General features: G+C 63.0%; 18 protein-coding genes and 1 pseudogene. 6 read left to right on the forward strand and 13 right to left on the reverse strand.

Translation table 11 applies throughout. The features are described 5' to 3' along the window. Positions 1–391 (reverse strand): annotated as a pseudogene (locus ACIQ17_RS23705) (alkene reductase); the annotation flags it as partial. Positions 392–506: 115 nt separating this feature from the next. Here ACIQ17_RS23705 and ACIQ17_RS23710 point away from each other — a divergent pair. Continuing rightward, complete coding sequence (locus ACIQ17_RS23710) at positions 507–1,448, forward strand: LysR family transcriptional regulator (RefSeq protein WP_398471655.1); 942 nt, start codon at positions 507–509, stop codon at positions 1,446–1,448. A gap of 204 nt (positions 1,449–1,652) precedes the next feature. Continuing rightward, a complete protein-coding gene (locus tag ACIQ17_RS23715) occupies positions 1,653–2,777 on the forward strand; it encodes an acyltransferase family protein (RefSeq protein ID WP_398471656.1) in 1,125 nt (374 codons plus the stop codon). A gap of 86 nt (positions 2,778–2,863) precedes the next feature. Here ACIQ17_RS23715 and ACIQ17_RS23720 read toward each other — a convergent pair whose 3' ends face one another. Both ACIQ17_RS23720 and ACIQ17_RS23725 read right to left on the reverse strand, forming a co-directional pair. After that, the gene (locus ACIQ17_RS23720; RefSeq protein ID WP_398471658.1) at positions 2,864–3,325 is read right to left on the reverse strand and encodes a hypothetical protein; all 462 of its coding nucleotides are present in this window, start codon (positions 3,323–3,325) and stop codon (positions 2,864–2,866) included. Positions 3,326–3,435: 110 nt separating this feature from the next. Then, the gene (locus tag ACIQ17_RS23725) at positions 3,436–4,047 is read right to left on the reverse strand and encodes a hypothetical protein (RefSeq protein WP_398471674.1); all 612 of its coding nucleotides are present in this window, start codon (positions 4,045–4,047) and stop codon (positions 3,436–3,438) included. Between the two features lie 149 nt (positions 4,048–4,196). Between ACIQ17_RS23725 and ACIQ17_RS23730 the strand changes: the two genes are divergently transcribed. Both ACIQ17_RS23730 and ACIQ17_RS23735 read left to right on the forward strand, forming a co-directional pair. Beyond that, positions 4,197–4,667, forward strand: a complete 471-nt coding sequence (locus ACIQ17_RS23730) for an SRPBCC family protein (protein ID WP_398471659.1) — start codon at positions 4,197–4,199, stop codon at positions 4,665–4,667. Between the two features lie 389 nt (positions 4,668–5,056). Beyond that, the gene (locus tag ACIQ17_RS23735; RefSeq protein WP_398471660.1) at positions 5,057–5,422 is read left to right on the forward strand and encodes a hypothetical protein; all 366 of its coding nucleotides are present in this window, start codon (positions 5,057–5,059) and stop codon (positions 5,420–5,422) included. Between the two features lie 117 nt (positions 5,423–5,539). On the opposite strand, the gene ACIQ17_RS23740 is transcribed toward ACIQ17_RS23735, so the two are convergent. Next, positions 5,540–7,156: a peptide chain release factor 3 gene (locus tag ACIQ17_RS23740; RefSeq protein WP_398471661.1), complete on the reverse strand. Its 1,617-nt coding sequence runs from the start codon at positions 7,154–7,156 to the stop codon at positions 5,540–5,542. 172 nt (positions 7,157–7,328) lie between these two features. Here ACIQ17_RS23740 and sugE point away from each other — a divergent pair, with 172 nt between their 5' ends. Next, the gene (gene sugE / locus ACIQ17_RS23745; RefSeq protein WP_398471662.1) at positions 7,329–7,643 is read left to right on the forward strand and encodes a quaternary ammonium compound efflux SMR transporter SugE; all 315 of its coding nucleotides are present in this window, start codon (positions 7,329–7,331) and stop codon (positions 7,641–7,643) included. A gap of 130 nt (positions 7,644–7,773) precedes the next feature. On the opposite strand, the gene ACIQ17_RS23750 is transcribed toward sugE, so the two are convergent. The 6 genes from ACIQ17_RS23750 to ACIQ17_RS23775 form a co-directional block, all read right to left on the reverse strand. Further along, positions 7,774–8,790, reverse strand: a complete 1,017-nt coding sequence (locus ACIQ17_RS23750; protein ID WP_398471663.1) for an anion permease — start codon at positions 8,788–8,790, stop codon at positions 7,774–7,776. Between the two features lie 11 nt (positions 8,791–8,801). Beyond that, the gene (locus ACIQ17_RS23755; RefSeq protein ID WP_398471665.1) at positions 8,802–9,446 is read right to left on the reverse strand and encodes a DUF47 domain-containing protein; all 645 of its coding nucleotides are present in this window, start codon (positions 9,444–9,446) and stop codon (positions 8,802–8,804) included. A 110-nt stretch (positions 9,447–9,556) separates the two neighbouring features. Continuing rightward, complete coding sequence (locus ACIQ17_RS23760) at positions 9,557–9,790, reverse strand: ribbon-helix-helix domain-containing protein (RefSeq protein ID WP_398471676.1); 234 nt, start codon at positions 9,788–9,790, stop codon at positions 9,557–9,559. Positions 9,791–10,036: 246 nt separating this feature from the next. Continuing rightward, a complete protein-coding gene (locus tag ACIQ17_RS23765) occupies positions 10,037–10,246 on the reverse strand; it encodes a cold-shock protein (protein WP_398471667.1) in 210 nt (69 codons plus the stop codon). A 170-nt stretch (positions 10,247–10,416) separates the two neighbouring features. Next, positions 10,417–10,803 carry a hypothetical protein gene (locus tag ACIQ17_RS23770; protein ID WP_398471668.1) on the reverse strand — a complete coding sequence of 129 codons (387 nt, stop codon included), beginning with the start codon at positions 10,801–10,803 and terminating at the stop codon, positions 10,417–10,419. Beyond that, positions 10,804–10,998, reverse strand: coding sequence for a hypothetical protein (locus ACIQ17_RS23775; RefSeq protein WP_398471669.1), 195 nt, complete (start codon positions 10,996–10,998; stop codon positions 10,804–10,806). A gap of 266 nt (positions 10,999–11,264) precedes the next feature. Between ACIQ17_RS23775 and ACIQ17_RS23780 the strand changes: the two genes are divergently transcribed. Continuing rightward, positions 11,265–11,432 carry a hypothetical protein gene (locus ACIQ17_RS23780; protein ID WP_398471670.1) on the forward strand — a complete coding sequence of 56 codons (168 nt, stop codon included), beginning with the start codon at positions 11,265–11,267 and terminating at the stop codon, positions 11,430–11,432. 178 nt (positions 11,433–11,610) lie between these two features. Here the strand turns inward: ACIQ17_RS23780 and ACIQ17_RS23785 are convergent, their stop codons facing one another. The 3 genes from ACIQ17_RS23785 to ACIQ17_RS23795 form a co-directional block, all read right to left on the reverse strand. After that, positions 11,611–11,805, reverse strand: a complete 195-nt coding sequence (locus ACIQ17_RS23785) for a hypothetical protein (RefSeq protein WP_398471671.1) — start codon at positions 11,803–11,805, stop codon at positions 11,611–11,613. Then, complete coding sequence (locus ACIQ17_RS23790) at positions 11,805–12,101, reverse strand: nucleotidyltransferase family protein (RefSeq protein ID WP_398471672.1); 297 nt, start codon at positions 12,099–12,101, stop codon at positions 11,805–11,807. The genes ACIQ17_RS23785 and ACIQ17_RS23790 overlap by 1 nt, the downstream gene beginning before the upstream one ends. Positions 12,102–12,221: 120 nt before the next feature. Further along, on the reverse strand, positions 12,222–12,819 hold a 598-nt coding region (locus ACIQ17_RS23795; protein ID WP_398471673.1), incomplete at its 5' end, for a branched-chain amino acid ABC transporter permease.

Raw genomic sequence — 12,819 nt, forward strand, 5'->3', positions numbered from 1 at the left:
CATAGGTCCACGCGTCGACCGGCGAGATGGTGGCACTGGATGAGACAGGCTGCTCGCCGATCACGGACGGATGTCCTGCGCGGCCCGTATGCGCCAACTGGGCGATGATCAGGCCACCGCGGTCGTGGACGGCGCGCGTCACAGGCTGCCAAGCGCGTACCTGCGTGTCGGACCACAGTCCCGGTGTGTAGGTGAAGCCGTTGCCCTGACGCGAGACGCCGACCGCCTCGCTGATGATCAGCCCGGCCGACGCGCGCTGCGCATAGTAGTCGACCATCATCGGGGTCGGCACGGCGTCGCGCGTGGCGCGGGAGCGGGTCAGCGGCGCCATGATGACGCGATTGGGCGCGGCGAGTGCGCCGAGCGCAATGGGATCGAACAGCGTGGTCATGTCATCGTCCTCCGTTCCGGCGCCGCGATACGCGGGCCCATTTCCATTGACTAATGTTGCTGGAACGGATGATAAACAGGCCGCAGTTCCGAACATTGCGGACGAAAAGGATATCATGGCGATCCGGGTCGACAGCGTGAGTGCAATGACGGCCTTCGTGCAGGCGGCAGAGCTGCGGAGCTTCAAGCTGGCGGGACAGCAGTTCGGCCTGTCGTCATCCGCGATCGGAAAGACCATCGCCAAGCTTGAAGAGCAGCTGGGTGCCCGGCTCTTTCACCGCTCGACCCGCGCCATCGGACTGACGCGCGAGGGCGAGGTTTTTCTTGCTAGATGCCGGCGCATTCTTGGTGAACTGGAAGCCGCAGAAGCCGAACTGGCGCAGACCACGGCGCGCCCGCAGGGGCGGCTGCGTGTCAGCGTGCCGTTTGCCGGCGATCTGCTCACGCCGCTGATCGGCGCGTTCGTGGACCGATATCCGGATGTCGAGCTCGACATCGACTACAATGATCGCCTGGTGGATGTGATCGATGACGGTTTCGACGCCGTGATCCGGTCGGGCGAAGTCCGCGACAGCCGGCTCATGCATGTGAAGCTCGGCGATTTCGCCTCATGCCTGGTTGCTGCGCCGGGCTATCTGGCCCGATCGGGCGTGCCGCGCAAAGCATCCGATCTGATGAAGCACCGCCTGCTGCACCACCGCTTCTACGAATCCGGAAAGCTGACCGACTGGGGGCCCGGCATCCCCGACGACGTGATCCTGCCGGTGGCGCTGGCCACAACGTCGCTGGAGCCGCTGATCCGCCTGGCCGAAGCCGGATGCGGCATCGCCTCGATCCCGGACTTTGCCGTCGCGGATCGCATCGCGGACGGCCGGTTGCGGGAGGTCCTGCCCCATCTCGACAAGAAGCGCCGCGCGCTGCGCCTGCTGTGGCCGCGCAGCCAATATCCCCTGCCGAAGGTCTCGGCCTTCGTGAAATTCATGAGCGATGGCCTGAAGAGCTCGCTGCAAAAATCCACACGACAAGCGCGACCAGGCCGCCAGCCGCGCACCGGGTGAATGTGAGCGAGGCGGCGGCGGATCAGGATCGCGTAAGGCGCATTTGTGCACCACGCGTGCTGACCTGCTGCCGTCCCGTGCAACATTGGAACCCGCTGCCCGTTTGACGGTCATCAAGTCGGCTGCGCCATGCCGTGACATTTTGCCCCGGCAATGCGACCGCGGTTCGCGGATTGGCGGTCGCTCGACAGGGAGCGCAGCAAGATGACACTCGGCGACAAATGGGACATCGCGCATGGCCGCCCGCCCGGCTTCGACATATTGCGGGTCACCCTCGCTCTGTCGGTTATTCTCTGGCACTCGGTCGCGGTCTGCTACGGCATGGAAGCCGAGAGCTGGTTCTATAACGGGCCCCTGAAGCCGCTGATCTGGTTCATCGTCCCGTCCTTCTTCGCGCTCAGCGGGTTCCTCGTCGCCGGCAGCCTCGAGCGCAACAATCTGCCGGCCTTCCTCACGCTTCGCGTGATCCGGATTTTCCCGGCACTCACCGTCGAAGTCGTGATCTCCGCGCTCCTGATCGGCCCCCTCTTCACGCTGCTGCCGCTGCGCGCCTATTTTTCCGATCCGCTGCTGCACCAGTATTTCCTGAATGTGTTCGGCTACATTCACTATTATCTGCCGGGCCTGTTCACGACGCTGCCGACGCCCGGCCTGGTGAACGGACAGCTGTGGACCGTTCCGCATGAGCTCGAATGCTATCTTGCGCTGGCCCTGTTCGCGCTCGTCGGCGCCACCCGCCGCCCGCGCCTGTTTCTGGCGCTGCTTGGCGCAGCATTCCTGCTGCTGTTGCTGCGCGACTTTCTGAGTGAAAAGCCGGCTTCCACCGCCCAGCCTCCGGGTCGCATGCTGGTGATCTGTTTCCTGTTCGGCGTTGCGCTATATATGGGCAGGTCGTGGATCAGACTGTCGATGAGCGGGGCCATCGTCAGCGCTGTCGCCTATGCGCTGCTGCTCTATGCCTCGACGCGCGTCGGAGAGGATCTGGCATCGATGTTCGTTGCCTATCTCACCGTCTATCTCGGCCTGGCCCTGATCGTGCCCAACCTCCCCGTCCTCGCGCTGGCCGACTATTCCTACGGGATTTATCTCTACGGCTACCCGGTTCAGCAGGTCGTCGCCGAACTGCTGCCGCAACAGCGGATCTGGTATGTGAACTTCCTGCTCAGCGTCGCGCTGACGATCCCCATCGCCGCGGCGTCATGGCACTTCATCGAACGTCCCGTCATGCAGCGGAAGAAACCGATCCTGCGGACAGTCGCGGCTTGCGAAAGCTGGATCCGGCACTGGTTCGGGGAATTCACGCGGCGACGCATGACGGCCCGCCCGTAGACCGACGCAAGCTCGCGACGATCAACGCACAAGGCGAGGCTCCAGCTTAACCTCTCCCCGCCGTTCTGCGGGGAGAGGTTAAGGGCTCACTGTTTCGCGAACGGGATGAACTGGTGATATTCCTTCGGCACCTGGCTGCGATAGCGCGCGGGGACGGTGCCGGTGTCGATGGAGTGATCCAGCTCCTGCTGCCGGGTCATCTTCTTTTTCTTCTTCGGCTTCTCGTCATCGGCCGCCGCAGCCTTGTCGGCCGCCGGCTTGGTGGGCGAGCGCACCGCTTCCTTCTCGGCGGGCTTGTCGGCAGTCGCCTTGTCGGAGGCTGCGCGATCAGGCGCGGGCTTGTCGGTGGCGGCCTTGTCGGTGGTTGAGCGTTCGGCTGCCGGGGGCGCGGCCGCCGGCTTCTCGGCAACGGGCTTCTCCGCTGGCTTCTCGGCCGCAGCAGCCGGCTCGGCCTTCTCGGCCGGCGGCGCGCTCTGGGCGAGGCCCGGCTCGACCTGGACAATCGCGAACAATGCGGCGACGGCGGTGCAGCCCAACCATTTCAACATCCAACACTCCAATCAGCTTGCATGAGGGATGGCATTCCGCAGCGGATGCCCCTGTGGTTCCGGTTCGTCGCGGCGAGCGCCAGACCGGTTCAAAGCCGGCGCTGCGCATGTCAGCGCACCGGCCCTGCCCCGTCGCCGAATTCGCGATTGTCGACATAGCGGATCATGATCGGCCGCCCGGCAATGGCGCCGCCCAATGCGCCGGTCAGCTTCAGCGGCAGGCAGCCGTTCAGCGAGTCATTGATGGCCTTGAGATAGGCGTCGCGCGCCTCCTTCGGCGCGTCACGGGACGCGAACGTCATCCGCGGTGGCGCGATCGGCGTGCCGGCACGGTTGAAAGAAAACATCACCGACATCTGCATCCCCGCGCGGGCGACATCGCGCGCCGGCGGCGTCCAGCACGAGCGCAGCGCCGCAAAGAGATCGCCGAGATTGTCGAGATCATGATCGGGCTTGCGATACCAGTCCGGTCTGTCGTCCGGCGGTTTGGACATCACGGTGACCTGCAGATTCTGCCCGATGGGATAATCGATCTCGGGGATGCACGGCCCGTTGTTCTCCAGCAGGCTGCAGGTATAGGGCGCGCAAGGCGGACCATCGAGCAGGCTGCAGGGCGCATGCGAGAACGGCACCGCAACGCCCGCACGCAGGCGGCGCGTCTCGGCATGGGCGCTGGAGGCCGCAGCGGCGATGATGACAAGAATGAGCAGACCATGGCGCATCATGCATCCTCAACGCAGACCGGCGCCTTGAGATCACCGGCGCGACGTCAATTCTCCGTCACCCGCAATTTGACGCCGTCGTGGCCCGGGCTTGTCCCGGCCAGCGGCGTCCTGCACTCTGCGACCAATAACAAGCAGGAAACGCCGACATGACCACCATGGACCTCAAGCCCACCGGCAGCACGCATCCGTTCGAGCGCAGCCATTCCGTCGTGATCGCGGCGACGACGGACGCCGTGTTCGATTATGTCACCAATCCGAAATCCTGGCCGGAATGGCTGCCCTCCTCCCACGAGATCGATTGCGACGATCGCCCGATGGGCTTTGGCGACACCTTTCACGAACACTGGTCGACGCGCTCCGGCCCGGTGGCGCTCGACTGGCTGGTGATTGCCTGCGAACGCCCGCGGCTGTGGATCGGCCTGACGCATATGAGCGCGATCGGGCCGATCGTGGTGCAATATGTCTGCAGCGAAGTGGATGGCGGAACGAAGTTCATTCGCACGGTGCGCAACCCTGCGCGGCCCAAGGAAGCGAGCGCGGAGATCGTGGCAAGGATCGATGCGGAGGCGGAATTGGGGCTGGGGAATATCAAGAGGAAGGTGGAGGAGCGTGTGTAGTTCGTCGAGTTTGCGAGCGAGTGCCACCTAATTGACTTCCAATCGCGGTTCGATGAGGATTGCCTATTCGTCAACCATGGATTGTGCCATGTACGGTCCCTTTCACCGTCAGGAATCTCCAACGCAGACGAAGGCCGACGCGGACCAGCAGCAGTTGTCCGGCGAGATCTGGGGCGGCCCGGCACGAGGAAGTCTTCTTCCCAGCGTGAAGGCCTACCGCTCCGCCCTTCCCGCATCGGTCCGTGGCATTGAATTCGATACCGCCGTAAGACCGACGCCGGGCAGCGGGACGAAACACGAAGCAAGATGGTATACGTCGTCACCAGGCGTGAGCACGAAAAACGAGCCGACCGGTACCTATGCGGCAATCACCTGGACCAGGTTCGTGCATGGCCAGCCATGAAACCGACGAGGAGATGATCGTGATCAGATCAATCCCCGACCTGAGTGTCGAAGTCGTTCCGCAGGCGATCCTCAATGTGCCGCTCGACAATGTGGTCGGACGCCACGGCAAAGTGACCGCGGGCGTCGATGACCTCGACAGGTTCGAAGGCGCGTCGTTTGAACTCAATGGCAAGGTGGAGATTGCCGTTCGCCACTATGCCGGATATCCGCCAAATACGTCGACGATCTACATCGACCGGAGCATTCAGGACCTTGGCGAAATCACACAGCTCATCCGCATGATCCTGCGGGAATTCAGGATTCCCGAGGCTTCGCTGGAATGGGAGCGCGCGGATAATCCGGATTATTAGTTCGTAGGATGGGTAGAGCAGAGGCGCGAAGCGCCGGAGCGAAACCCATCGGCGGAGTTTGCTGCAATCGACGGAATGATGGGTTTCGCTTCGCTCTACCCATCCTACGGCTGCGAACTATCCCTTCTTCTTCACATCCTTCACGCTCGAGAACACGATCCCTTCGGCGCGTTCTTTTGTGTAGTTCAGATAAAAATCGTTCTTCGCCAGGAACACCGGATCGTTGTCGACGTCGTCGGCAACGCCGGAATTGTTGGCGTTCATAAAGGTGTCGAGCTTCTTGGCGTCGTCCGACGAGATCCAGCGCGCCAGCGAGAATTCGGAAATCTCGAAACTCACGGGCAGCTGATATTCGGCATCGAGCCGCGCCTTCAGCACGTCGAGCTGCAGCGGGCCGACCACGCCGACCAGCGCCGGCGCGCCGTCGCGGGGGCGGAACACCTGTACGACGCCCTCTTCCGACATCTGCTGCAGGGCTTCCTTCAGCTTCTTCGCCTTCATGGCATCGCCGAGACGGACGCGGCGGACGATTTCGGGCGCAAATGACGGCACGCCGATGAAAGTGATGTCCTCGCCGTCCGTCAGCGTGTCGCCGATGCGCAGCGTGCCGTGATTGGGGATGCCGACCACGTCGCCGGCATAGGCTTCATCCGCGATGGCACGGTCCTGGGCGAAGAAGAATTGCGGTGATGACAGCGACATGTTCTTGCCGGTGCGCACGAGCTTGGCCTTCATGCCGCGGGTCAGCTTGCCCGAGCACAGGCGCGCGAAGGCGATGCGGTCGCGGTGGTTCGGATCCATGTTCGCCTGGATCTTGAACACGAAGGCCGACATCCGCGGCTCCTCGGCTTCCACCTTGCGGATATCCGCCTCCTGCGCGCGCGGCGACGGGGCGAAACGGCCGAGGCCTTCGAGCAGATCGCCGACACCGAAGTTTCGGAGTGCCGAGCCGAAATAGACCGGGGTCATGTGGCCCTCGCGAAAGGCCTGCAGGTCGAACGGCTTGCCGGCTTCCTTCACCAGTTCGAGTTCGCCGGCGATTTCGTCGGCGTCGAGATTCTGGTTGCGGCTGGCGAGTTCGGAGATTTCGATCTTCTCGCCGGCGCCGGTCTTGGCGCCGCCGCCTTCGAGCAGGCGGATGCCGCCGGTTTCGATGTCATAGGTGCCGACGAAATCGCGGCCGCGGCCGACCGGCCAGTTGATCGGCACGGTGTCCAGCGCCAGCGTCTTCTCGATCTCGTCGAGGAGATCGAAGATGTCGCGGCTCTCGCGGTCCATCTTGTTGACGAAGGTGATGATCGGGATGTCGCGCAGGCGGCACACCTCGATCAGTTTGAGCGTGCGCGCTTCGATGCCCTTGGCGGCGTCGATGACCATGATGGCCGAGTCCACCGCGGTGAGTGTGCGATAGGTGTCTTCCGAGAAGTCTTCGTGGCCGGGGGTGTCCAAGAGGTTGAAGACATGGCCCTGGAATTCGAAGGTCATCACCGAGGTGACGACGGAGATGCCGCGGTCGCGCTCGATCTTCATCCAGTCCGAGCGCGTGTTGCGGCGCTCGCCCTTGGCCTTGACCTGGCCGGCGAGATTGATGGCGCCGCCGAACAGCAGCAGCTTTTCCGTCAGCGTGGTCTTGCCGGCGTCAGGATGCGAGATGATCGCGAAGGTGCGGCGGCGGGCCACTTCGAGGGCGAGCGGGGACGCGGCGGAATTGGAGATGGCAGCGGTGTCGGACATGATGCGGGCTGTGGCAGGGAAAGGGAGCGATTTCAAGGGTTTTTGCGGGATGCGGCGACCTTCGGCCGCGTTGCGGCGGGCGCGCTCTGCACCCATATAGAACGCGCGAGGACGACCTCCAAATTTTCATTCACCGCAGGGACGGCCCTGCTCTTTTGCAGGAGGCCGTTTCATGGCCTGGTTTATTCTGTTCATTGCCGGCCTGCTCGAGGTCGGCTGGGCCGTCGGGCTGAAATATACCGAGGGTTTCACGAAGCTCGTGCCATCGGTGCTGACGCTGGCCAGCATGGCGGCCTCGGTGGGCATGCTGGCGCTGGCGCTGAAGGAACTGCCGATGGGAACCGCCTATGCGGTCTGGACCGGCATCGGCGCGGTGGGCACGGCGGCGCTGGGGATCTACCTGTTTGGCGACCCGGCCACGGTGGCGCGGATTGCCTGTATCGGGCTGATCGTGGCGGGGATTGCGGGGCTCAAGCTGGTGAGCTGAGGCCCCCCTGTCATTCCGGGGCGCGCGCAGCGCGAACCCGGAATCTGGGAGTGACTTGGCTCCCCGGAGACTCCCATATCGAGATTCCGGGTTCGCGTCTTCGCCGCGCCCCGGAATGACAGTGTGTGGCTCAGATAAAACTCAGATGCAGCAGCTTCACGATCCACCACGTCGCGGCGGCAACGATCGCCGCAGCCGGGATCGTGATCACCCAGGCATAGACGATCGAACTCGCCACGTTCCAGCGCACGGCCGAGACGCGGCGGGCCGCACCGACGCCGACGATGGAGCCGGTGATGGTGTGCGTCGTCGACACCGGCACGCCCATGAAGGTCGCGGCGAACAGCGTGGCCGCGCCGCCGGTTTCGGCGCAAAAGCCCTGCATCGGGGTCAGCTTGGTGATGCGCAGGCCCATGGTGCGGACGATGCGCCAGCCGCCCATCAGGGTGCCCAGCGCCATCGCGGCCTGGCACGAGATCACCACCCAGAACGGCACCGAGAACTCCGAGCCGAGATAGCCCTGCGAATAGAGCAGCACCGCGATGATGCCCATGGTCTTCTGGGCGTCATTGCCGCCATGGCCGAGGGAATAGAGCGACGCGGAGACGAATTGCAGCACGCGGAAGGCGCGGTCCACGGCGAAGGGTGTCGAGCGCACCGAGGCCCAGGACACGATCGCCACCAGCACCAGCGCCAGCAGGAACCCCACCAGCGGCGACAGCACGATGGCCAGCAGCGTCTTCAGCAGCCCGCTCCACACGGCAGCCGACAGGCCGGCCTTGGCCAGCCCTGCCCCCAGCAAGCCGCCGATCAGCGCATGCGAGGATGACGAGGGAATGCCGAGCGCCCAGGTGATCAGGTTCCAGACGATGGCCCCCATCAGCGCGGCGAAGATCACAGCCGGATCGATCACGCCGGGATCGATGATCCCGGTGCCGATGGTGTTGGCCACATGCAGGCCGAACACCATGAAGGCGATGAAATTGAAGAAGGCCGCCCAGAACACCGCATATTGCGGCCTGAGCACGCGGGTGGAGACGATGGTCGCGATGGAATTCGCGGCATCGTGCAGGCCGTTGAGAAAATCGAACAGCAGTGCGACGGCGATCAGGCCGACCAGCACGGGGAGTGCGAGGGAGGCGTCCACTGGCCCTGCCCTTACACTTGCTCGATGACGATGCTGCTGATCTCGTTCGCGACGTCGTCAAAACGATCCGCGATCTTTTCGAGATGCTTGTAGATCTCGGCGCCGACCACGAAATCCATGGTGTTGGCATCGCGATGCTTGAGATAGAGCTCCTTCAACCCGATGTCGTGCAGATCATCGACGCGGCCCTCGAGCTTGCCGATTTCCTCGGTCAGCGCCGTGAGCAGACCGACATTGTCGCCGATCTTGTCCATCAGCGGCACGGCCTGGCCGATCAGGTCGGCGCATTGCACCAGGATCGTGCCGATCTCGCGCATCGGCGGCTCGAACTGGCGCACCTCGAACAGCATCACCGCCTTTGCGGTCTGCTGCATCTGGTCGATGCTATCGTCCATCGCGCCGATCAGGTTCTTGATGTCGATGCGGTCGAACGGGGTGATGAAGGAGCGGCGGACCGCGGTCAGCACTTCGCGCGTGATGTTGTCGGCGTCGTTCTCGAACTGGTTGACGCGCTGGCAGTAGACCGGCGTCTCCTCGCCGCCTTCCAGCATCCCCGCCAGCGCTTTGGCGCCCTCGCTCACCGCCCGCGAATGCTGGGCGAACAGGTCGAAGAACCGCTCCTCCCGCGGCAGAAAGGATCGGAACAAGCGCATCATGCGGGGCACCCAGGCAACAGGACAGATGGCGTGAGCAGACCGTCGGGCGGCCACTGTCACGGAACTGTCATAAATCACATCCGGGGATTGGGGGCAATCGGTGGGGTGCCCTACCGGGCCATCATCCCCGATGGCCGAGGATTGCGGCCGAGGCGTTCTAGCCTGGCAGCCACATCACCTGTTCTTCTCGGCAGCTTCCCGGAAGTGAGCCAGAACGGCCAGGCGCATGGCCGAGGAGAGATTGCCGTGCTGGCGGAGGCCTCGATCTCGGAGGCAAGATGTGACAGCTTCAGGCCTCGCGCCTGCGCCATCTCCTTGAGCCCCGACCAGAACGCATCTTCCAGACTGACGCTGGTCTAGTGGTCATTGATCAAGATCGAGCGCTTCTGCATGTCGCCGCCTCCTGCCCGGTTCTGTTCCGGAGTGGTGCGCACACATGTCGACGCTGGAGGATACACTCATCCAGGCAAGTGTGGCCGCCGAGCCCGACATCTGCCCGCGCCATGCAAAAGGGCCGGCGCATGGCCGGCCCTTTCTCATCCTTGCGATCACGTCCAGTACATCCGTGGACGTGGCAGGATAATATCGTGTCAGAGAGCCTGAAGATTGTCGGCAGCGTTCTTGCCGCTGCGACGATCCTTCACGACTTCGAAACTGACTTTCTGTCCCTCGGTGAGAGAGTGCAGGCCGGCGCGCTCCACGGCCGAAATGTGCACGAATACATCCTGGCTGGCGCCTTCGGGCGCGATGAAGCCAAAGCCTTTGGCGGAGTCGAAGAATTTTACGGTACCTGTGGGCATGACGATTCCTTTCAATCGGTCATAGGGGATCGACTTCCGAATCTGTCGGAAGCGGTTCAGATCGAATTTGAAGAGGAAGTTCGTCAGCGGTGTCATCCATGAGACACCAGGCGTTCAAAGCATCGAATACAACGTCGATGCGCAGTGTGTGCCCTGCAAATGCGATCTTTCTAAGGCCCTTGTCCACGCTTCCTTCTGCCAGGCCTGCCTTCTTTCGCCAGCAATGCCTCCTGCTCGCGGGCAAGACGCTCGGCCTTGAGCCGCTGCAGATTGGCGACAGCAGCCGCCTCTCGCTCACGATAGGCTGCCATTCCCTCCGCTGCGTCAGCGAGCTTTCGTTCGGCGGGTATTCTTGCGTAAGGCCTTGCGTGGTGATGATCCGACCTGCTGTCGCGAAACTCCTCCGGGCCCTGCAACAGGCGCTGCTTGCGATGTTCGATGTCGGCAAGCGAGGCGCCTGTATCCGCCATCGTGTCGAGCTGGTCGGACGCCAGTCTGCTCGCGCGGCTGTGCTGCGTGTTCGTCTGCCGGTGCGACCGGCGAAGGGAAACGACCATCTAGACCGGCCTTTGCAGGCCCGGTGAATTCGCCCAGGCGGTGAGATTGGCCTGGATTTCATGATGCTCGGCCATCCTGAGAAGGCGTTCGCGCTCGACACCCGGCGGCATTTTCATGGCTCGCGCGACCGTCTCGCGCAGCAGATCGGCGATCACGTCGTCGGCGTTTTGTCGAAAGAAAGGATTGCGTCTCATCGTGAACCGCTCCTGCTGGGAGGATGGCGGGAGCGCATGCTGGCGCTCTCATCGCTGATAGAAACCAAAAGCCGTTCAGCGGTGAGCCATCATGCGCGCTTCCGGACACGATAGCCAGCTTTATCTTCCGCGAGGTTCTTGATTGCGGTGCGAGGTTTATTTGAACCTTTCGGTCATTCGCCCATTCTCCATTCACCACCGCACCGCACTCGGCCTCTCGGTGATGAGATCGAAAATGGTCCCGGCTCAATCCAGCGGGACGATCCATGTGTAAGAAGTGCGATGAAATCGACCTCAAGATTGCCCATTACCGGTCCTTCGCTCTGGGACCCGCCGATAATCTGGCGCGCCAGAGTATCGAGATCCTGATCGAGGACCTCGAAGCGGAGAAGCTCGATCTTCACCGCGACGACAAAGTGAAACTGACCCAGTGACATGTGCGAATGCCGGCCAATCCGATGTGCCGGCACTGGAAGACGAGTACATCTTCCCATTAGCCACCGAGCGACGCGACGTAACGGCAAATCGGGGGGCAGGCATGGGCCGAGTATACGGAGGATCGGGAAGGAATCCGCCTCCCGCGCCGGTCATGAACCGGCACACGTCGCGGCTTTACGCGTCGCCAAGACTTGCCTTGAGAGCGAGCAGAGCCGCCTTCAAGGGAGGAAGCTCATTCTTCACTGCATTCCAGATGATGCGGCCGTCGACCCGCTGATAGTCCCGATAGCTTTTGCCGCGTATGGCCCGCTCGATCCCGTTGATGCTTTCCAGCATGTCGTGAATACGGAGCAGAGGCGTACGCGGCATCAGAACACCCGCACAGCCTCGGCTTCGACTTTTTCACGGATCAAGGGGTGCAGGCCGTTTCGCGTGGTGAGATCCACACTGACCCCCAGCCCTTCCTGCAACAGTCGCCTGGCAGCGACCAGGTCCAAGGCGTCGAACTTGCCGCGGGGATCGTAATCCAGAAACAGATCCAGGTCGCTGGTGTGGCCAGCCTCATCGCGGGATGTCGAGCCAAACAGATACAGCGACGTCGCACCGCGCGCCTTCAGGGCGTCGGCAAAACCACGGAGTTTCTGCAAGGCTTCGGTCCGGTTCATCATCGCATCCTATCACATTCCCATGAGGGCGGCAGGAGCGAAATCCGGAGCGAAGTGCCCCGGAACGCAAAACGCCGCCTTGCGGCGGCGTTGAGCTTGTCGATGGGGAGCGCCCTGCCCTTACAGCGAGCGTTTGAACAGGTGGCCGATCTCGCCGATGATGCCGCGGCGGAAGGTCAGCACGCAGACCACGAAGATCACGCCCTGGATCACCGTCACCCACTGGCCGAAGCCGGCGAGATATTGCTGCATGGCGATGATCACGAAGGCGCCGACCACCGGGCCGTACAGCGTCGCAAGACCGCCCACCAGGGTGATCAGCACGACTTCACCCGACATGGTCCAGTGCACGTCGGTGAGCGAGGCGTTCTGCGCCACGAACACCTTCAGCGCACCTGCGAAGCCGGCCAGCGTGCCCGACAGGATGAAGGCCATCAGCTTGTACTGATCGGTCTTGTAGCCGAGCGAGATGGCGCGCGGCTCGTTTTCGCGGATCGCCTTCAGCACCTCGCCGAACGGCGAATTGATGGTGCGGAAGATGATCAGGAAACCGATCAGGAAGCCGACCAGGATCACGTAATAGAGCGTGGTCGGCTTCGACAGGTCGAACAGGCCGAACAGCATGCCCTGCGGGATGCCCTGGATGCCGTCTTCACCATGGGTGAACGGCGTCTGCAGATAGAGGAAGAAGATCAGCTGCGACAGCGCCAGCGTGATC

The organism is Tardiphaga sp. (assembly GCF_044340795.1).
Taxonomy (GTDB): Bacteria; Pseudomonadota; Alphaproteobacteria; order Rhizobiales; family Xanthobacteraceae; genus Tardiphaga.